Source organism: Chitinophaga pinensis DSM 2588 (genome assembly GCF_000024005.1).
In the GTDB taxonomy this organism is placed as follows: domain Bacteria; phylum Bacteroidota; class Bacteroidia; order Chitinophagales; family Chitinophagaceae; genus Chitinophaga; species Chitinophaga pinensis.
The window spans coordinates 8646587-8667903 of the sequence record NC_013132.1 but is presented as its reverse complement, the minus strand read 5'-3'; the positions used below and the strand labels follow the sequence as shown (position 1 = coordinate 8667903).

Here is a 21317-nt window from a genome sequence, read left to right as displayed (position 1 = left end):
TGAAAAACGGCAGGAACAGCCTCAAGCTTTCAGTATACCAAGATGATTTTTGAACTTATTACAACAGATAGCAACAGTAAAGCCCGGGCAGGGTTGATTACCACTGACCACGGGAAAATTGAAACACCTATTTTCATGCCGGTAGGCACGGTAGGTAGTGTAAAAGCAGTGACGCAGGAGCAGTTGCGCGACGATGTAAAAGCGCAGATCATTCTGGGGAATACGTATCACCTGTACCTTCGTCCGGGTATGGAGGTGTTGTCACAGGCCGGCGGACTACACAAGTTCAACGGCTGGGAAAGACCTATGCTGACAGATAGTGGTGGTTATCAGGTGTTTTCCCTGGCAGCTAACCGGAAAATAAAGGAAGAAGGATGCCTTTTTCAGTCCCATATCGATGGTTCCCGCCATCTTTTTACACCGGAAAATGTAATGGACATCCAGCGTACCATTGGCGCCGATATTATCATGGCGTTTGATGAATGCCCGCCATACCCTTCTGAGTACCGCTACGCCAAAAAGTCTATGGAACTGACTCACCGCTGGCTGGACCGTTGTATCAAACGCCTGGCGGAAACACAGCCCGTTTATGGTCATGAACAGACCTTGTTCCCGATCGTACAGGGTAGTACCTATAAAGACCTCCGGACGATTTCAGCTACTGAGATTGCTGCCCGTGAATGTGCCGGTAATGCTATCGGCGGTCTGAGTGTGGGTGAGCCGGAGCAGGATATGTATGAAATGTGCGGACTGGTGTGCGATATTCTGCCAACGGAAAAGCCACGTTACCTGATGGGCGTGGGTACGCCCTGGAATATCCTGGAAAACATCGCCCTGGGTGTGGATATGTTTGACTGTGTGATGCCGACCCGTAACGGACGTAATGGCATGTTATTCACCTGGAACGGGGTGATCAATATAAAAAACAAGAAATGGGCGACTGATTTCACGCCAATCGATGAAAACAGTCCCTGCTTCGCCAGTAACCGCTATACTAAAGCTTATCTGAGGCATTTATTTGTCGCAGGCGAGATCCTGGGTATGCAGCTGGCAAGTATCCATAATATTGCTTTTTACCTGGAACTGGTACAAGAGGCCAGGAAACAGATCCTTGCAGGAAACTATGCCTCCTGGAAAAATAGTATGGTGCCGCAGTTGAAACAAAGACTTTAGATTTATATTATCTTGCCGTTATATGACAAAGATAGACTGGTATATCCTACGTAAGTTCATAGGTACCTTCATTTACTCCCTCATGATCCTGCTCGTCATTTCCGTGGTGATAGACGTGACGGAGAAGATCGATGACTTCATGAGCAACAACCTGTCTTTTTACACGATTGTGGTAGATTACTACTTCGGCTTTATCCCGCATATCGCCGCATTGTTGTTTCCCTTGTTCATTTTCATTTCCGTGATCTTTTTCACTTCCAAAATGGCCTATCGTACGGAGATCGTCGCCATTCTGTGTAGTGGGGTAAGTTTCCGTCGTTTCCTGCGGCCATACTGGGTCGGCGCCTTCCTGTTTGGCGGTTTGCTGTGGCTGGGAAACCGCTGGACAGTACCGGTTGCCAATAAGATCAGGACCAAATTTGAAGCAGAATATGTGCATAAGAAGAAGGCACAGCTCAACATGTATGATAAAACCATCCGTGTAGACAGCTTTACCTACGTGACCTTTGGTTCTTATGACCCTAACTATAAAAGCGGCAGCAACTTCCTGTATGAAGATGTGCGTGGCCAGAACATCAAATTCAAGATGAAGGCTGACAGGATCAGCTGGGACTCTGTGGCCGGAAAATGGAAGCTGGACTATGTGACCATGCGTGCCATCAATGGCCTGAAGGAACGCTGGTGGTCCAAAACAGATACCACCATTAAGATCCCGCTGAATCCGAAAGAGATGTATGAGGAGAAAAATATTCAGGAGGCGATGACAACGCCCGAACTGGATACCTATATTGCCAGGGAGGAGTTGAAAGGAGCAGAGGGGCTGAATACATTCTACGTTGAAAAATACAGACGTACTGCTTCCTCCGGAGCTGTGGTGATCCTGACCCTGATCGGCGGGATTATTGCTTCCAAAAAAGTGAGGGGAGGTAGTGGGCTGCACCTGGCTGTCGGGATAGTGATCAGCGCCAGCTATATTATCTTCCTGCAGTTTTCCACGGTATTTTCCATCAAGGCAGACCTGAATCCCTTACTGGCAGTATGGATTCCGAACTTCCTTTTCGGCGGATTAGCCTTCTGGCTATACCTGCGGGCGCCGAAATAGAAAATTTCACATTTCTTTAATTTATTGTGTAATTATTAATATTCACTTATTTGTATATTGGTAATCAGTTGTTTGAAAGTTATGAAGTTTATTGCTACCTGTAAAACTATGATTGTAAGCAGCTAAGTTTTCAACAAATCATTACTTTTGACACTTGATCCGATTTTTGTTACATTACCTAATCAACAGTTTAAAATGGGGTATATAAAAGAAAAATTCAAGGTAAAGGCCGATGAGCTCAATGCGGAAGTAAAGGACCTCGTGAAGAACCATGGCGATATGAAGATAGAGGATGTTACACTGGCACAGGTTTACCAGGGGATGCGCGGCATCACTGGTCTGGTGACAGAAACATCATTACTGGACGCAAATGAAGGAATCCGTTTCCGCGGATATTCAATCCCTGAACTGCGGGAGAAAATGCCAAAAGTAAAAGGTGGCGCTGAGCCCTTACCGGAAGGATTATTTTACCTGATGTTGATAGGAGAGCTGCCTGAAGAGGCAGATGTGCAACACCTGTCTAACCAGTGGGCACGTCGCTCTCATGTACCTAACCACGTATTTGCCGCAATCGATGCACTGCCGGTGAGCGCTCACCCGATGACAATGTTCACGGTAGGTGTAATGGCATTACAGACTGAATCTACTTTCGCAAAAGCTTACGCGGAAGGGATGAACAAAAAAGACTACTGGAGCTATATGTACGACGATTCAATGGATCTCATTGCACGTCTGCCACGTATAGCCGCTTATATCTATCGCCGCAAATACAAAAATAACGTGCATATTCAGCCAAACGGTCTGCTGGACTGGGCTGGTAACTTCGCTCACATGCTGGGTTATGAAGACGAAGGGTTCAAAGAACTGATGCGTCTTTATATGACTATCCATGCCGACCACGAAGGTGGTAATGTAAGTGCGCATACTACTCACCTGGTAGGTTCTGCACTGAGTGATGCTTACCTGTCATTTGCAGCTGGTATGAACGGTCTGGCTGGTCCGTTACACGGTCTGGCTAACCAGGAAGTAATCAAGTGGATCCTGGAAATGCGCGAAGAACTGGGTGGTGGTTCTCCAACCAAACAGCAGATAGAAGATTACGTTCGTAAGACCCTGTCTGAAGGTAAAGTAGTGCCAGGTTACGGTCACGCTGTACTGCGTAAAACAGACCCTCGTTTCACTGCTCAGATGGAGTTTGCGAAGAAACATCTCGCAGACGATGAACTGGTGAAAATCGTATGGCTGGTTTATGAAACCGTACCACCGATCTTAGAAAGTCTGGGTAAGGTGAAAAACCCATGGCCTAACGTAGATGCACATTCCGGTGCATTGCTCGTTCACTATGGTCTGGTAGAATATGAATTCTATACCGTATTATTCGGTGTATCACGTGCACTGGGTGTACTGGCTTCCCTGTGTTGGGACCGTGCCCTCGGATTCTCTCTGGAAAGACCGAAATCTGTTACAACCGAATGGATGAAACAGTTCGTTGCCGGTAAAGTAGAAGCTGAATAAGCGACATTTACCAATAAATTGCTGAAAGGTAAATAGCATATGCTATTTACCTTTTATTTTTGTACCCTGCTTAGAGAAACAGTTTGTGGATCGTAGACAATGGACTTTAGGAACGCCATATTATCCAACCCGATAGAATACCTGAAAGGAGTCGGACCGCAGCGGGGCGAATTGCTGCGCAAAGAGATCGGTGTACATACTTTCAGAGACCTGTTGTATTATTTCCCATTCAGATATGTGGACCGTACCAACGTGGAAAAGATTATCAGTCTGCATATGCAGATGGATTATGTGCAGATCCGCGGAAAAATCACCCGGATGGAAGTGATTGGTGATAAACGGGCAAAAAGACTGGTAGCTACACTGCGGGATGAAACCGGGGAGATCTCCCTGGTCTGGTTCCAGGGCTGGCAATGGGTAGAGAAATCCCTGCAGACAAATGTGGCTTACCTCGTATTCGGCAAGATCGCCGTTTTCAATGGTTATCTCCAGATGTCTCACCCCGAAATGGACCTGGTGACAGAAGAAACGGCGACCGGAAAACAATTCCTGGAACCCGTGTATTACACAACAGAAAAGCTGAAAGCCCGCGGATTGACCGCAAAAGCGATCGGTAAGCTTACCAAGAACCTGCTCGAACAGTTATCCCCGGGAGAGATCCCTGAAAATATTCCCACTTCCATCCTGCAGCAATACAGGTTGATGGACAGAGCAAAAGCACATTTTAAGATCCATCTGCCAGTCAATGAAGATGATGCCAATCTGGCTCGCCGGAGACTGAAATTTGAAGAGTTGTTTATTGCGCAGATCAGGATCTGCCGGCTGAAGATCAGACGACAGCAATCCTCCCGTGGTTTCGTGTTTAATACCGTGGGGGATGCTTTTAATACCTTCTATAATGAACACCTGCCATTCACGCTGACCGGCGCCCAGAAAAGGGTACTGAAGGAAATCCGTCAGGATACCGCTACCGGCCGCCAGATGAACCGGCTGATACAGGGTGATGTGGGTAGTGGGAAAACCATGGTAGCTCTGCTGACCATGCTGCTTGCAGTCGATAATGGGTTTCAGGCCTGCCTGATGGCTCCTACCGAGATCTTGTCACAGCAGCACTATAAAAGTATTTCCGAACTGCTGGAGCAGATGCCGGTCAAAGTAGCCCTGTTAACCGGCAACGTGAAAGGTAAAGCCCGTAAACAGATCCTGAAGGCAGTAGAGGAAGGGGAAATTCACATCCTGATCGGCACACATGCCCTGCTGGAGCCCCAGGTAGTATTCAAAAACCTGGGAATGGCCATCGTAGACGAGCAACATCGTTTTGGCGTGGCGCAGCGCGCCCGGCTGTGGCAAAAAAACACAATGCCCCCCCATATCCTTGTCATGACAGCAACCCCTATTCCCCGTACACTGGCGATGACCGTGTACGGAGATCTGGATGTCTCTGTCATCGATGAACTGCCGCCCGGCCGTAAACCGATCACCACTGTGCATCGGACGGAATTTCAACGGCCGCAGGTGATGGATTTTATAAAAGAAGAAATACGTAAAGGACGACAGGCATATATCGTGTATCCGTTGATTGAAGATTCTGAGACGCTTGATTATGAGAACCTGATGAAAGGGTACGAAGAGGTGAAAGCCTTTTTCCCTGAACCTCAATACTATATCAGCATGGTACACGGCAGACAGCCCGTGGATATGAAGGAAACCAATATGCAGCGGTTCGTAAAAGGAGATACACAGATCATGGTCGCGACCACCGTGATCGAGGTGGGCGTGAATGTGCCGAATGCCTCGGTAATGGTGATCGAAAGTACCGAACGCTTCGGACTGTCACAGTTACACCAGTTACGCGGACGTGTGGGCAGGGGAGCAGAGCAGTCATTTTGTATCCTGATGACCGGCAATAAGGTCGGCGCTGACTCAAAAGAGCGGATACAGGTGATGGTGCAGACAAACGACGGTTTTGTGATATCTGAAAAAGATATGGAACTGAGAGGCCCCGGAGACATTGAAGGTACCCGCCAGAGTGGTCTGATTGACCTGAAACTGGCCGATATAGTGGAAGACCGCCCCATTCTGGAAGCTGCCCGTGCCAGCGCAGAGAAATTATTGCAGGAGGACCCGGACCTGTCAATGCCTGAGAATCAATCTTTACAGCAGTTTCTTGCCGCACAGCAAGGAAAATCTCAGTGGAGTAAAATTTCCTGAGCCACTTTTACGTTTATTATTCAAATGCGCCCCGGTTAATTAGTATATAGACTTCTATTAAACTCCGGCACGTTTCCGCCATCTATATTAATGCCGGTGTTTTTGGGGATGATACTGCAAAGATGAACTGCAAAACTGCATTGCAAAGTGAATTGGCGCTGTTATTGCGGTAACAAATGTACCGTCGTCTGCGTTATTACGTATTATAATAGTGATAAAGAACTAGGAATAAACATTTTAAATCTACTCCGTTGAATTTTACTTTCCCTATAGGCTGCTTAGCTTTCCTTTTTTCGCTGTTTTCAGGCGTGACGGCTAGTGCACAGGCGCAGGTACAGGAATTTTACGATAATAAACCGCTTCAGTTCACAGAAAATAAAGGACAGTGGAATGGTGATTTCCTTTATAAGACTGATATGGGCGGAGGCGCTGCTTTCCTGAAGCGCACTGGTTTTACGTTCTTGTTGCAGGACAAGCAGCAGCGTTACGCACTCGCTGAAAAAATGCATGGACATTCCCATGGTGGTGGCGATACCACCTGGCATCATGATCCGAGTCCACGGAATGACAACGCACGTACTTCAGCTGCTGCCGGCAGTACTGAAAACTCTGGTGGAGAAAACGTTGACGTTCCGGTTCCCACAGTACGTGGACATGCTTATGAAGTGACATTTCTGAACGCAGGTAACCCGGAAATATCTGCTGAAAAAGCGTCAGAAACATATTACAACTACTTTATCGGAAATGACCCTACAAAATGGCAGTCCAATATTAAGTCTTATCAGTTAGTGAACTACAAAGGCTTATATCACGGTATTGACATGCAGGTTTATTCAGAAGCTTCCGTATTGAAATATGATCTGATCGTGCAGCCAGGAGCAGATCCTTCCCTGATACAGCTGCAGTACACCGGTGCAGACAAACTGGAGATCAAAAAAGAACAGCTGATCATTACCACTTCAGTAGGTACTGTTACAGAACAGATGCCGTTTGCTTATCAGTATATTGATAATCAGCGTGTATCCGTAAAAGTGTCTTATGTGCTGAACGGTCAGAAACTGCGTTTCAAAGTATCCGGTAAGTATGATGACAATTATCCCCTGATCATCGATCCTTCTTATATCTTCTCTACAGTATCCGGTTCTACTGCCGACAACTGGGGTTTCACCGCTACTTATGACGGTGCGGGTAACTTCTATGGTGGTGGTATCGTGTTCAATGTGGGGTATCCGGTTACACCGGGCGCTGTGCAGAGCACTTACGCGAATGGTGGATTTGATATTGGTATCAGTAAGTTTTCCTCTAATGGACGTAATCTGCTTTATGCTACTTATATCGGTGGTGGCGGTAAAGAACAGCCTCATAGTCTGTTCGTAGATCCGGCAGGTAACCTCGTGATTTCCGGCAGGACTAATTCAGGTAACTATCCGGGACCTAACCGCGGACAACCGACATTAGTAGGTACACGTGGCGGATGGGATATTGCTGTAACAAAACTGAATGCAACCGGTACGGGTATTATCGGATCTATGATTGTTGCCAGTCCGGGAGATGATGGTATGAACATGCGGGAAGACAGAACACTGGGTGCTTCTGTGTTGCTGCGTAACTATGGCGATGATGCCCGTAGTGAAGTGGTGATAGATAATGCCGGAAATATTTATGTGGCCAGCTGTACCCGTTCTGACAGATTCCCTGTTACAGCAGGGGTTTTTCAGTCCTCCTTTGGTGGCGTGCAGGATGGTGTGTTGCTGAAAATAGATCCAAACTGTGCAAACCTCTTATGGGCAAGTTATATCGGTGGTAGCAGAGAAGATGCTGCTTACGTACTTGCCTTGAACGGAACCAATACGATATATGTGGCAGGTGGTACCGCCAGTAACAACTTCCCGATCAGAGGTAATCCTTTGTATGGGACTTACAGGGGTGGTATCTGTGATGGTTTTATTGCGCATGTCAGTGCAGATGGCGCTACATTGTTACAGAGTACTTACCTCGGAGCAAATACGGTTGCAGCAGATCAGGTATATGGTATCCAGCTCGATTCCCGTGGTTTTGTATATGTGATGGGTACGACAGAAGGTACCTGGCCGATCGTTCAACCAACAGGGACTACAACATTTTATAACAACGATTCAAGACAATTCATAGCGAAGCTGCAACCTAACCTTTCTGCTTTCGTATACTCTACGACGTTTGGTAAGGCCGCTTCGACACCAAGTATTTCTCCGGTGGCCTTCCTGGTGGACCGTTGTGAAAACGTGTATGTGTCCGGATGGGGTGGCGGTATCGATGTACAGCTGCATTATCCGAACTCAAATACAGGAGGTCTGCCATTAAAAAATCCATTGCAGCGTACAACAGATACACAGGATTTTTACTTCTTCGTATTACAGCGTGATGCAACCGATATCCTGTTTGGTAGCTACTTTGGAGGTAACGGTACCTATGAACACGTAGATGGCGGTACCAGCCGCTTCGACCGTAATGGTGTAATCTATCAGGGTATCTGCGCATGGTGTCCTACATCCGAGTCTGGTTTCAGACCGCGTTATCCGACCACCCCGGGTGCTTATGCTACCAGTGCGCCGCCAAACTGTAACCTTGGGGCACTCAAAATCGCTTTTAATCTGGATGGTGTAAAAGCAGGTATCAAAACACTGGAAAGAAGAACCAACTATTGCGTACCGGCTACGATTGAATTCATTGATACAACAGGTACACCGGCACAGACATGGACCTGGAATTTCGGTGATGGTTCTGCGCCGGTAGTAGGTACAGCCGATACAACCCGTCATACTTATCAGAATGCCGGCAATTACAGGGTAACATTAGTCAAATGTGATCCTGCCAGCTGTAACGGATGTGATACGGCTTTCCTGGATCTGCGTATCCGTACCGACAGAGCTACTTTTGATATGGAAGCGGTACGTCAGCCGCCATGTGAAGCATTGAGTTATCAATTTAATTTCACAGCACCTACACCGCCAAGACCATTTACTTCAACTTCGTTTGACCTGAACTTTGGGGATGGTACACCGACAGTAAAAGTAGGTCCGAATGACTTCCCATATCTGCACCGTTATCAGGCAGAAGGTGTGTATAACGCCACGCTGACACTGGTAGATACCAACTATTGTAATGCACCTGAAATAGATACAGTGCCATTGCGTGTGGCTGCGAATGTGAGGGCTTCTTTCATTGCACCTGACAGCACCTGCGTACCGGCGACGATCGAGTTCCAGAATACAACAAGTGGTGGTGAAACATTCAGCTGGAATTTCGGTGATGGAGGTACATCTACAGATGTAAATCCGGTGCACATTTACAATACGCCAGGTGTCTATACAGTTACTATGCAGGCGGTTGATAACAATACCTGTAACAGGACAGATGATACCTCAATGGTGATCACTGTGTTTGCACCACCGACTGCAGACTTCACCTATTCACCTACTACACCGACAGAGAATACGCCAACTACTTTCAGTAACCAGTCTTCTCCGGACGCGGTTAAGTTCCTCTGGGAATTTGGGGATGGTGATGGCTCAACAGCAGTAAATCCTGTATACCAATACAACAGGACCGGTGTATATGATGTATATCTTATATCCACAAACAGCGCGGGTTGTTCGGATACAGCCCACAAGCAGGTGAGTGCTATCGTAATACCGTTGTTTGATATTCCTTCAGCATTCTCGCCAAACAGAGATGGCGTCAATGATGTATTCCTGGTAAGAGGATTTGGTATCTCCAGGTTCAATATGAAGATTTATAACCGCTGGGGACAAATGGTATTTGAAACAAATGACGCTTTAATAGGATGGGACGGAACATTTAAGGGATCGCTTCAACCTATGGACGCCTATGCATTTGTGATCAACGTAGAGTTTAGTGATGGTACTTCAGCTACTAAGAATGGAAGCGTAACCTTGTTAAGATGATGATATGAAGCATATTTTAAAACATATCGCCGGTTGTCTGATGTTGTTAGCCGCAGCATTGGAGGGTAATGCACAGGATCTGCACTTTTCGCAGTACTTCAACTCTCCGCTTACGACCAACCCTGCTAATACGGGATTCATTCCGGACGGAAACTACCGTCTTGGTGTGAACTACCGTAACCAGTGGTCCAGCATCCCGGTGCCTTATAAAACAATGTCGGCCTTTGGCGACTTTCAGTTATTCCGCGACAGACTGGAATACGGCTGGTTAGGTGTGGGAGGTGTGATATTGAGAGATGTGGCCGGTAGCGGCAACCTGACCTCCACCAAAGTATATGGTTCCATTGCCTATCACCAGTTGCTTGGACAGAGCAGTTTGTTATCGCTTGGTTTCAATGTAGGATCGGCCAGTAAGAGAGTGGACGTTTCCAAGCTGACATTCGGTGATCAATGGAATGGTAAGTTCTTTGATGCCCAGGTACCTACCGCAGAACCTTTCAGTCAGACCAGCATCGGCTACTTTGATATGCAGGTGGGTATGAACTACGCTTATTTCCCTACTGACAATATTTACATCAATGCCGGGTTTTCTGCACAACATGTAAATACACCAAGAGAATCCTTTTATGAGGGTAACAACCAGATTCCCCGTCGTTATATAGGGTTCCTGAACGCCAGCATAAAAATGAGTGATATGGTGATCCTGAATCCTTCTGCTTATTATGGCAGACAGGCGGGTGCGACAGAGACGGTATTTGGTGGTAACGTGGCTTATAATCTTTCCGGTGATGGAGAAAACCAGCTATATGGCGGCGCCTATTATCGTATGAAAGATGCGGCTGTATTCCTGGTAGGATATGAGTTAAAGAGCGTGAAAATCATGTTCAGTTATGACGCTACCACATCCTCCCTGGCCCAGTTCAATGGTCGCCGTGGCGCTTATGAGATAGGTATCGTATACACCGGACTTTATCCCAACCGTAGCTTCTCCGGAGGCCGGAGATCGGTTATTTGTCCGTCGTTCAGATAGACTGCCCCCGGACCGTTTGCAGGAAATATTTTGCAGAGAACTTAGAAGGCCCTAAAGCTGTTAATGAGAAAGAGACACAATAATATGTGGTTACTCCGGCTGATCAACAGCAATTCGGTTCGAACAATATATAGAACAGGAAGATTTTTTGATTGATGATAAAACCATTTAAAAGGAGCAGTACTATGAAACGTTTACTGTTATGTATTTTACTGTTATCAGCCGCTCAACTGACGCAGGCGCAGTATTATAAAACAGACACCGCAAGTAAGAAGAATTTTGACGCATCCCGTTTGATTATTGGAGGTTCTCTGGGTCTGTCATTCGGTGATTATACCAATATTAATGTATCGCCGCTGATCGGCTACCGTATTTCTCAGTTATTTGCAGCCGGTCTGGCAATTAACGCACAATACGGATCTGAGCGTTTCCGTGATTACTATGGTAACACCGGACAGCGCAATCAATACAGCATATTTGGCGGTGGCTTATGGGGACGTGTTTATCCGCTGGATTTCATCTTTGTACATGTACAGCCGGAATATAACTATGTGAGTCTGAAAAGCACTTTTTACGACACCGATCCGAAGACGGTTGTAAAAGACAGTTACGGCGTGCCTAGCCTGCTCATGGGAGGAGGTTATTCACAGCCATTAGGCGACCGGGCTTCTTTCAGTATAATGGCTTTGTATGATGTATTGCAGGATAGCAGGTCACCCTATCAGAATGGACTGATTTTACGTGTAGGAGCGTCACTAGGACTGTAAGAACGATGCCTGAAGATCATGCAGCCGGAATGGATGCAACGATTATATTGAATAAATATTAATGTTTTATAAAAGGGAGGTGCTTTCATCATGAAAGCACCTCCCTTTTTATTTAGTGATTATCCCGGCAGTTAATATGACCTCCGGAAACTGGCTAACCCGAATTCTTAATTCGTAATTATCTTGTTAGGAATTCCCAAAGATTATCTGTATTTTAAGTTAAAATTGGCCCTCTCCCCAATCAAGGGGCCAGTGAGAGAAACTAAACCACGTTATATGAAAACACTGTACTGTGTACACGACTGCTATTGCAGGCAACAATTATTACATCACTAAACTTGGAAGGGAACAAAGCATTGAACGTTATGCGTTATGGCCAGCTATGGATAAAAATTATGTGGTATGTCAAACAACGGCAACTACATGTTCATAACGTGTTAAATGTTAAGCGGGTTTCTTTCAAGTTACCTGCTTCTTTTTAACTAACCATTGGATACCCGCTTGCTGCAAGGTTTTGGCCGTTGCCGATACTCCTATTCCTCCAATCTGACTTTCTTCCTGTCATAAATCCCGGTAAGCGGACCGTAGAAAGATGTGGTCATGCGACTGCGGATCAGCACAGAAATTGACTGTAAGAACGCTTATTATGACAATAACTTATAGGGTAAGCCGGCGTGTTACCACTGAGTTTTTCAGTATTTTAGCCCAATTATTGAACAAACAACTCTCAGTAATGAACGATCGTTTAATGCATTTGAAGGAGAGGGACTGGACAGAAACAAAAGCACATTCCAGCTGGCAGATATTCAAGATCATGGCTGAATTCGTGGATGGCTTTGAGTCTCTCGCAAAAATTGGCCCCTGCATCTCTATATTCGGATCCGCACGTACAAAGGCAGGTAGCAGATATTATGAACTGGCCCACGATATTGCCAAACGTCTCGCTGAAGAAGGTTTTGGTATTATTACCGGCGGTGGCCCCGGCGTTATGGAAGCAGCCAATAAAGGCGCCCAGGAAGCTAAAGGGAAATCTGTAGGTGTAAATATTACACTACCGCATGAGCAGTATCCCAACCCTTACATCGACCACGATAAGAACATGCACTTCGACTACTTCTTTGTTCGTAAAGTCATGTTCACCAAATATTCCCAGGGATTTATCATGATGCCGGGTGGCTTCGGTACAATGGATGAATTCTTCGAAGTAGCGACTCTTATCCAGACAAAAAAGATGACTGATACCCCAATGGTACTGGTAGGACGCGAATACTGGAGTGGTTTGCTGGATTGGATCCGCAGTACAATGATGGAAAAGGAAAGTAATATCTATCCGGAAGACCTCGGACTGCTGAAACTCTTTGATACTGCGGATGAAGTGGTGGAATACTTCCGGGTATTCTATACGACCAATAAGCTACGGCCCAACTTCTAAGGATTTATTGACATATTTTTGCAAAAATTATACAACATGGATATAATTCCTGCTGCTGTAGAAACGTTTGCAGAAAGATATACAAGTCCTGAAACAGATCTGCTCAGGCGTCTGAACCGGGAAACGTACCTGAAGGTAGATCAGCCACATATGTTGAGTGGTCACCTTCAGGGACAGTTCCTGAGCCTGGTCAGCCATATGTTACAGCCGCAGCGTATCCTAGAGCTGGGTACATATACCGGTTATTCGGCTATCTGCCTGGCACAGGGACTGAAAGAAGGAGGTATCCTGCATACCATCGACATCAACGAGGAAAGAGAGGATATGTGCCTCCGCTATTTTGAAGAAGCCGGATTGTCAGAGAAGATCAGGATGCATATCGGGAAAGCAGCCGATATTATAAACGGATTGGATGAAGTGTTCGACCTGGTATTCATAGATGCGGATAAAGCGGGTTACGAGCGCTACTATGACCAGGTATGGGATAAAATACGTCCCGGGGGATTTGTACTCGCTGATAATGTGCTCTTCCACGGAGAGACACTTGAAGAACCATCAAAACAAAGTAATAATGCCAGAGCAATGATCAGTTTCTGCGAAAAAGTAGCGGCTGACGGAAGGGCGGAACAGTTATTGCTCACGCTGAGAGACGGTCTGCTGATCATAAGGAAGATAGGCTGACTTCACAGACTAACCACACCCATTAAATTCACCATAATGCAACTAAGGAGAACCGTTTTAGTGTGCAGCTTTTTGTTGGGCTGCATGTCATTGCTGAAGGCACAAACCCAGACGACGCAGCAGTATATTGCGAAGTTCAAGGATATTGCCATCGATGAAATGCAGCGCAGCGGCGTACCTGCGTCTATCAAGCTGGCACAGGGGATCCTGGAAACACAGTCAGGTAACGGCTGGCTGGTACAGAACTCCAATAATCACTTCGGTATCAAATGTAAAAACAACTGGACGGGTGAAAGCGTAAGATATGATGATGATGCCCGCCAGGAATGTTTTCGTAAATACGGCTCTGCAGCCGATTCCTATAAAGACCATTCAGACTTTCTGAGAAATAATCCTCGTTATGCGTTCCTTTTCCAGTTCCAGGAAGAAGACTACAAATCATGGGCATATGGTCTTAAACAGGCCGGATATGCTACCAGTACGACATATCCCCAACAGCTGATTAAACTCATTGAAGATTACAATCTGCAACAATATACCCTGGAAGGGGAAGGCGTTACTAAAGCTGGTTCCAGCGGCGCCAAGACAGGAGAGGAAATGGTTGGTTACAAACCTGTTAAACCATCATCGCCTGTCGCCTCCACGACTAAACCTTCTGCTGTTTCAGCGGCTAATTCGCCTAAAGGCATCTTTCAGATCAATGACCGTAAAGTGATCGTCGTACCAGCTGGTACTTCATTGATACAGGTGGCCAATGACCGGGATATCAAACTCAGAAACCTGGTGCATTACAATGACCTGGAGAATGATAATCCGCTGAAGAAAGACAGCTACCTCTTCCTGCAGAAAAAAGCTAAATCCGGTAAGAATGACTACCATACCGTTGCTCCCGGTGAGACGATGTATGACATCGCCCAGACAGAAGGTATACAGCTTCGCTGGTTACGCCGCCGTAACAAGATGAAGGAAGGACAGGAGCCTGAAGCAGGCGAAAGACTGGCATTACAAGGATATGCCAATAAAGCGCCTAAGCTGGGTAAAAATCCGCCTCCTGAAGATCCTACCATAGGCGATCTGGATCCGGGAAAGATCATGGATGATGTAAAGGCGGAGATTGAAAGAGAGCGCCAGGAAGAAATGGCTATGCAGAAAGCAGATGAAGAACGCCGCCAGCAACAGGCTGCTGCACAGGGTGGATTACCGGCAGGAATGATGGATGATCTCAAAAAGATCGGGGATGTGAAAACTAACGGTACCGCTGCGCAGGGTACGCCGGCCGCTTCAAAGCCTGCAACTACGCAATCATCCGCGCCAGCGCAGACGACACCAACAGGTACGCAACCAACGCAGTCTGCCAACACACAGCCATCTTCTCCAGCGCAGACCAAACCAGCGCAGACGACACCAACAGGTACACAACCAGCACAGACAACTCCTGTGGCATCTCAACCTGTGTCCTCTTCCAGACCAGAGAATACAACTCCTTCCAATACGGAGCCTGCTCCGCCTGTACAGACGCAGCCGGTAACAACACCAGCCAGTACAACACCTGCACAAACAGCACCTGCGCAGCCTGTCAATACTTCCCGTCCGGCCAATACTCCGCCAGTGGAAGAACCAGCCAGTCCTGCAGGAACAACTCCTGCAGCCCCTGTACAACCGGTTAGCTCACAGCCTGCTCCTGCTACAACGCCGGCGCAACCAGCTACGCCGCCGTCGGAAACAAAAGGACCGATCAGGGAAGGCAACTCGCTGTACCATGAAGTGCAGACAAAAGAAACACTTTACGCCATTGCTAAACGTTACGGTGTAACGGTTGAACAGCTACAGCAGTGGAATCACCTTGAATCATTTGATATTAAAATAGGACAACGACTTTTAGTCGGCAAAATCTAAAACAATCGTAAATCGGAATCGCATGTCAGTTATCCAGGTACATGATAAACAGTTTGAACCTTACATCAGCGCTGATCAGTTACAACAGCGCATTAAGGAATTAGCTACAGCGCTAAACAATGATCTGAAAGGTGAAAAACCTTTGTTCATTGCCATTCTCAATGGCTCCTTCATGTTTGCCGCTGATATGTTCAAATACCTCACTATTGATGCGGAAATATCTTTCATTAAACTGGCGTCCTACAAAGGCATGAAATCTACCGGTAATGTAGTGCAGGCGATCGGTCTTGACGAAGACCTGTATGGTCGTACCGTAGTGATCCTGGAAGATATCGTGGATACCGGCAAGACATTGAGCCAGTTCCTGCCACAGCTGGAACACCAGCAGCCTAAAAAGCTGATGGTAGCAGCTTTGCTGACAAAACCGGAAGCCATGGTGCATCCCATCAAGATCGATTATCTCGGTTTCTCCGTACCGAATAAATTCCTGCTGGGTTACGGACTGGATTATGATGGATTAGGAAGGAATCTGCCGGAGATCTACAAATTAGTGGAGACCACTAATTAAGAATTAGGAATTAGGAATTAAGAATTAAGAATTAAGAATTAAGAATTAAGAATTAAGAATTAAGAATTGGAATGCAGCGAATTCAGTTGTGAATATCGCATGGTAATAACCAGTTTTAAATAGATGAACCGGAAGGGGTGTTTCAATAGCTGAAGCCCCCTTTTTATTTGATATAGTACTTCAAACCAGTCTTATTTATCGCTAATGAGCCACCAGAGGACATCTTTATACGCCAATTCTTAATCTTTAATTCTTAATTCTTAATTTCTTATATTTATATTCAACTGATGCAAAACTGATGCAAAGGCTCCTTACGCTGCTGGCCAGCTTAATTATCCTTGTACCTGGGAGCGCTCAGAAGATATGGATATCAGGGGCCGTAGAAGATAGCATCTCTCATAATCCCCTTGCAGGAGTGATCGTCACTGTCGTCAATGATACCGCCAGGGTTATTACCAATCAGTACGGGCTTTTTCGGATTGCGGTGCCCTCTCAGGACGCAACATTATTGTTCCAACACAGCAAATACTTTCCCAAACAACTATCTGCGGGAGCTTACAGTCGTATGCTCGTGCAAATGAATGCCCAGGAAGATCCCGCAGAAGATGCAGTGAAAAAGGCCAAGGCAATTGCCCGTGAGCGTTCTTCCAACGGGTCTAATCCCAATTACGGCAATGCCCTGATGGGTACACGGGCCTTTTTTGATGAAACATATGGTACACTGTATGAAAACAAATTCATCGCAGCAGAAACTCAGATACCATCCCTGTTTGCAGTAGACGTAGACAGGGCTGCCTATAGTAATATCCGCCGTTTTGTGAAACTGAAAGAACGTATCCCTGCGAATGCAGTGCGCATAGAAGAAATGGTCAACTATTTCCATTACAGCTATCCCTTACCACCGGTCGGACAAACCCTCGCTATTTACAGTAACTATGCTACCTGTCCATGGGCAGAAGATCATCGTTTGTTACAGATCGCCGTACGGGGAAAATCTGTGAATCTGGATAGTCTGCCGCCCAGTAATCTTGTCTTCCTGATTGATGTTTCCGGTTCTATGGCAATGCCGAATAAACTACCGCTCTTACAGGCCGCTTTTCGTATCCTGGTGAATAATCTGCGTAGCAATGATCATGTCGCTATCGTAGCTTATGCAGGCGTACCTGGTGTCATCCTGCCGAGTACTCCGGGTAGCGCAAAGAGTAAGATCCTGAATGCGATTGACTATCTCAGTGCCGGTGGGGCAACTGCAGGTGAAGCTGCCATTAAACTGGCCTATCAGATCGCAGAAGAGAACTTTATTAAAGAGGGTAATAACCGGGTGATCCTGGCAACGGATGGTGATTTTAATGTAGGCCAGACCAGTGATCATGACATGGAACAACTGATCCTGGGTAAAAAAGAAACCGGCGTATTGCTCACCTGTCTCGGATTTGGAATGAAAAACTATAAAGATTCCAAGTTAGAGACACTCTCCAGTAAGGGGAATGGCAATTTTGCCTATATAGATAACCTGGAAGAAGCCAGTAAGATCTTTGCGCGTGAGTTTGGCAGTACCCTGTTTACCGTAGCCAGGGATGTACAGGCAGATGTGGTGTTCAATCCGCGTACAGTAAAGTCCTACCGCCTGATAGGATATGAGAATAAAGTGATTAAAGATGATGATTCTGCCAGCCAGATAGGAGGGGGGATTATTGGCGCCGGACATTGTGCGGTGGCTATCTATGAAATCGTTCCGCAAAAAGGACTTATGCCTGCCGACAGCATGTTGGCTGCTGTACATCTTGCTTACCGGGAAACGACAGACACTACCATAAAAAGGCTATTCTATAAGGTACCGGACATTTTTACCACCTTTCAGCAGTCTTCTGATGATTTCCGTTTTGCCAGTGCCGTGGCTCTGATGGGGATGCTGCTCAGAAAATCGGGTTATAAAGGCAGCGGTTCCTGCGATATGGTGATGGATATCGCCAGACGTTCCTTAGGTGATGATCCCGGAGGATACCGCCGGGAGTTCATCACATTATTGAAAGACCTGAAAAAATCAAAAAATTTAGAGAAGTAATACCCTTAGCGTACGATCCTGTAGCACTTTCTGATCAGCTTTTGCTGAAAGTCGAAAGGGATGGTCTGCGAAGTGATGTCTTTGATCTCGGAAGCCAGTATACGGTCTGCTTCCAGCACAAAGCGACGGTAGTTATTACTGAAGTAAATGACACCGCCTGGTCTGGTAGCCGCCAGTACTTTGTTCAGGATGCTGACATGGTCCCGCTGGATGTCCAGGAACTCCTTCATACGTTTACTGTTTGAGAAAGTTGGCGGGTCTAGCACAACGAGGTCAAATGTTTCAGCAGGAAGCGTATCCAGGTATTGCAGTACGTCGGCGTGTACAAACTGGTGTTTGCTGACGTCAAAATCATTCAGCTTCATGTTTTCCTCTGCCCAGGCCAGGTAGGTTTTAGACAGATCCACAGAAGTCACCTGTGCCGCATTACCTGCCGCTGCATATACAGAAAAGGAGCCGGTATAACAGAAGAGGTTCAGTACCTTTTTGCCTGCGGATTGCTCTCTTACCATACCCCGGGTAATACGGTGATCCAGGAAAAGACCTGTATCCAGGTAGTCCGAGAGATTTACCTTGAATTTAAGCCCGGCTTCATTCGCCACCATTTCATGACTTTCGAAGGACAGTTTTTCATACTGTTCCTGTCTGCTCGCCTTTCGCTGGCGTTGCTTGACAAATATCTTTTCCAGGGGTACTTCCAGTACTTTGGAGATCACTTCCAGACAAAGGTCCAGCCATTCTTCATGTGCCTCTTCATCCATACCATGCTGGCGATGGTATTCCGCTACATAGATATGGTCCTCATACAGTTCAATACTGAATGGGAATTCTGGAATATCGTCATCATATACCCGGAAGCAGGTGATATTCTGCCGGCGTGCGGTTTTACGAAGGTGTTTGTACACCTTTAGCAGCCGGTTCTCTAGCATCTGTAATTTGGAAGGATCGAACATGTAACCTGTAAAAAGTAAAAGTGCAAAGGTAAGCTTAGCAGGGGGAAATGATAAAGAAAAAAGCTGTCGCACCTTTCGGCGGACAGCTTTCTATAAAGTGTAAAGTACAAAGTACTTAGCTGAAAATATCTCTTACCTTTTCGAAGAAGCCTTTTTCAGACTTTTCCGGGTTTGGTTTAAAGTTGTCGGATGACTGTACCTTTTCCAGGAATGCTTTCTCTTCACCACTTACCTGCTGCGGCGTCCATACGTTTACATGGATCAGCTGATCACCTTTCTCATAAGAGTTTACGGAAGGGAAGCCTTTGCCTTTCAGACGGAAGATCTTTCCGCTCTGGGTACCGGCAGGTATCTTGATCTTCGCTTTACCATCGATGGTCGGTACTTCCAGGGAAGTGCCAAATACTGCATCAGGGAAGGAGATGTACAGATCGTAGGCAACGTTGAGGCCGTCGCGTTGCAGCTCCGGATGTGGTTCCTCTTCGATAAGTATCAGCAGGTCGCCGGGAGCACCGCCTCTTTCACCCGCATTACCTTTGCCGCTCAGGCTCAGTTGCATACCTTCCTGTACGCCTGCAGGGATGTCGATATTCACCATTTCCTCACCGTATACGCGTCCTTCACCTTTACAGTGACCGCATTTGCTGGTAATGGTCTGACCTTCACCGTGACAGGTCGGACAGGTAGTTACAGTCTGCATCTGCCCCAGGAATGTCTGGGTTACTTTCCTTACCTGACCGGAACCACCACAGGTACCACAGGTCTGGAAGGCATTTTTATCTTTTGCTCCGAGGCCGCTACAATGGCTGCACGGAACGTATTTTTTAACCTTGATCTTTTTGTTGGCGCCTTTGGCGATCTCTTCGTATGTCAATTTGATCTTAACACGCAGGTTAGAGCCACGGGTACCTCTGCCACGTCTTCCGCCGGCACCACCGCCGCCACGGTTACCACCGAAGAAGCTACCAAAGATGTCATCTCCGAAAATATCTCCGAAGTTGGAGAAGATATCGTCCATGTTCATACCAGCGCCGCCGCCGCCAAAGCCACCGCGGTTACCCATTCCGGCATGACCAAAACGGTCATACTGTGCCCGTTTGTCGGTATCGCTTAATACTTCATAGGCTTCGGCTGCCTCCTTGAATTTTTCTTCCGCCTCTTTGTTATCGGGGTTCCTGTCAGGATGGTACTGCATGGCTACCTTACGGTAAGCCTTTTTGATTTCATCCTGGGAAGCGGACTTGGCAACACCCAGTATTTCGTAGTAATCTCTTTTGGTAGACATATATCACACTAAAGCCGGCAAATTGCCGGCATGGTTAATGAAAAGCATTTCTGTCAGATCGTCACCTATTTTCCCACTATTACCTTGGCGTGACGTATCAATTTGTCATTCAGGTAATATCCTTTCTGCATATCATCGATCACCTTTCCTTTCAGATCCTCAGAAGGTGCGGGAATCTCAGTGATGGCATCGTGGAGATCGGGATTAAATTCGGTGTGCAAACTCTCCATAGGTTTAAGGCCCTTAGCTTGCAGGGTCGACTTTAATTTATTGAAAACCAGTGCAACGCCATCTTTTACGGCATTGATATCAGCGGCGCTTTCTATTTGTTTTGTGGCACGTTCACTATCATCCAGTACATCCAGTAACGAGATGATTACCTCTTTGTTGGCAGTCTGCATCAGCTCGATACGTTCTTTAGCAGTACGTTTCTTGAAATTGTCAAATTCTGCAACCAGACGAAGGTATTTATCCCTCATTTCATTCAGCTCCTGCTGTTTTTTATCCAGTTCGCTTTCATCCGCCAAGGCATCGTTAAGGTTTGTGGTGCCGCCCAGGTTCTCTTCAGCGTTAATATCCGGCATGCCTTTACCATTTTCGGTGTCCTGTCCGTTTGTCTGCATATCGTTTTTGTTTTCTGTCATGAAGTAATATTGTCTGCAAAGGTACACCAGACAATTAACTTGCCAAGCCGG

The 21317-nt window shown here is 46.5% G+C and carries 15 protein-coding genes; 12 read left to right on the top strand and 3 right to left on the bottom strand.

The window, feature by feature from the left end; all coding sequences use genetic code 11:
• The first annotated feature begins 42 nt into the window (after positions 1-42).
• The 12 genes from tgt to CPIN_RS34200 all read left to right on the top strand — a co-directional run bounded on the left by tgt (position 43) and on the right by CPIN_RS34200 (position 18384).
• A complete protein-coding gene (tgt, locus tag CPIN_RS34255) occupies positions 43-1173 on the top strand; it encodes a tRNA guanosine(34) transglycosylase Tgt (RefSeq protein WP_012794482.1) in 1131 nt (376 codons plus the stop codon).
• A 22-nt stretch (positions 1174-1195) separates the two neighbouring features.
• Positions 1196-2275 carry an LptF/LptG family permease gene (locus tag CPIN_RS34250; protein WP_012794481.1) on the top strand — a complete coding sequence of 360 codons (1080 nt, stop codon included), beginning with the start codon at positions 1196-1198 and terminating at the stop codon, positions 2273-2275.
• A 195-nt stretch (positions 2276-2470) separates the two neighbouring features.
• A complete protein-coding gene (locus CPIN_RS34245) occupies positions 2471-3790 on the top strand; it encodes a citrate (Si)-synthase, eukaryotic (protein WP_012794480.1) in 1320 nt (439 codons plus the stop codon).
• A 99-nt stretch (positions 3791-3889) separates the two neighbouring features.
• Positions 3890-6001 (top strand): ATP-dependent DNA helicase RecG, encoded by a 2112-nt coding sequence (gene recG / locus CPIN_RS34240; protein ID WP_012794479.1) that lies wholly within the window; start codon positions 3890-3892, stop codon positions 5999-6001.
• Positions 6002-6252: 251 nt separating this feature from the next.
• Positions 6253-9945 carry a DUF7948 domain-containing protein gene (locus tag CPIN_RS34235; protein ID WP_012794478.1) on the top strand — a complete coding sequence of 1231 codons (3693 nt, stop codon included), beginning with the start codon at positions 6253-6255 and terminating at the stop codon, positions 9943-9945.
• Between the two features lie 4 nt (positions 9946-9949).
• Entirely contained in the window at positions 9950-10975 is a 1026-nt protein-coding gene (locus tag CPIN_RS34230) for a PorP/SprF family type IX secretion system membrane protein (RefSeq protein ID WP_012794477.1), read from the top strand.
• Positions 10976-11160: 185 nt separating this feature from the next.
• The gene (locus CPIN_RS34225; protein WP_012794476.1) at positions 11161-11742 is read left to right on the top strand and encodes a hypothetical protein; all 582 of its coding nucleotides are present in this window, start codon (positions 11161-11163) and stop codon (positions 11740-11742) included.
• Between the two features lie 733 nt (positions 11743-12475).
• Entirely contained in the window at positions 12476-13174 is a 699-nt protein-coding gene (locus CPIN_RS34220) for an LOG family protein (protein ID WP_222838171.1), read from the top strand.
• Between the two features lie 36 nt (positions 13175-13210).
• Positions 13211-13855 carry an O-methyltransferase gene (locus CPIN_RS34215; RefSeq protein WP_012794474.1) on the top strand — a complete coding sequence of 215 codons (645 nt, stop codon included), beginning with the start codon at positions 13211-13213 and terminating at the stop codon, positions 13853-13855.
• 36 nt (positions 13856-13891) lie between these two features.
• The gene (locus CPIN_RS37315) at positions 13892-15751 is read left to right on the top strand and encodes a glucosaminidase domain-containing protein (protein ID WP_012794473.1); all 1860 of its coding nucleotides are present in this window, start codon (positions 13892-13894) and stop codon (positions 15749-15751) included.
• 22 nt (positions 15752-15773) lie between these two features.
• The gene (hpt, locus tag CPIN_RS34205; protein WP_012794472.1) at positions 15774-16319 is read left to right on the top strand and encodes a hypoxanthine phosphoribosyltransferase; all 546 of its coding nucleotides are present in this window, start codon (positions 15774-15776) and stop codon (positions 16317-16319) included.
• A gap of 298 nt (positions 16320-16617) precedes the next feature.
• Complete coding sequence (locus CPIN_RS34200; RefSeq protein WP_012794471.1) at positions 16618-18384, top strand: YfbK domain-containing protein; 1767 nt, start codon at positions 16618-16620, stop codon at positions 18382-18384.
• A gap of 5 nt (positions 18385-18389) precedes the next feature.
• On the opposite strand, the gene CPIN_RS34195 is transcribed toward CPIN_RS34200, so the two are convergent.
• The 3 genes from CPIN_RS34195 to CPIN_RS34185 all read right to left on the bottom strand — a co-directional run bounded on the left by CPIN_RS34195 (position 18390) and on the right by CPIN_RS34185 (position 21266).
• A complete protein-coding gene (locus CPIN_RS34195) occupies positions 18390-19337 on the bottom strand; it encodes a class I SAM-dependent methyltransferase (protein WP_012794470.1) in 948 nt (315 codons plus the stop codon).
• A 115-nt stretch (positions 19338-19452) separates the two neighbouring features.
• A complete protein-coding gene (dnaJ, locus tag CPIN_RS34190; protein ID WP_012794469.1) occupies positions 19453-20622 on the bottom strand; it encodes a molecular chaperone DnaJ in 1170 nt (389 codons plus the stop codon).
• A gap of 65 nt (positions 20623-20687) precedes the next feature.
• Positions 20688-21266 (bottom strand): nucleotide exchange factor GrpE, encoded by a 579-nt coding sequence (locus CPIN_RS34185; protein ID WP_245552056.1) that lies wholly within the window; start codon positions 21264-21266, stop codon positions 20688-20690.
• Between the last annotated feature and the right edge of the window lie 51 nt (positions 21267-21317).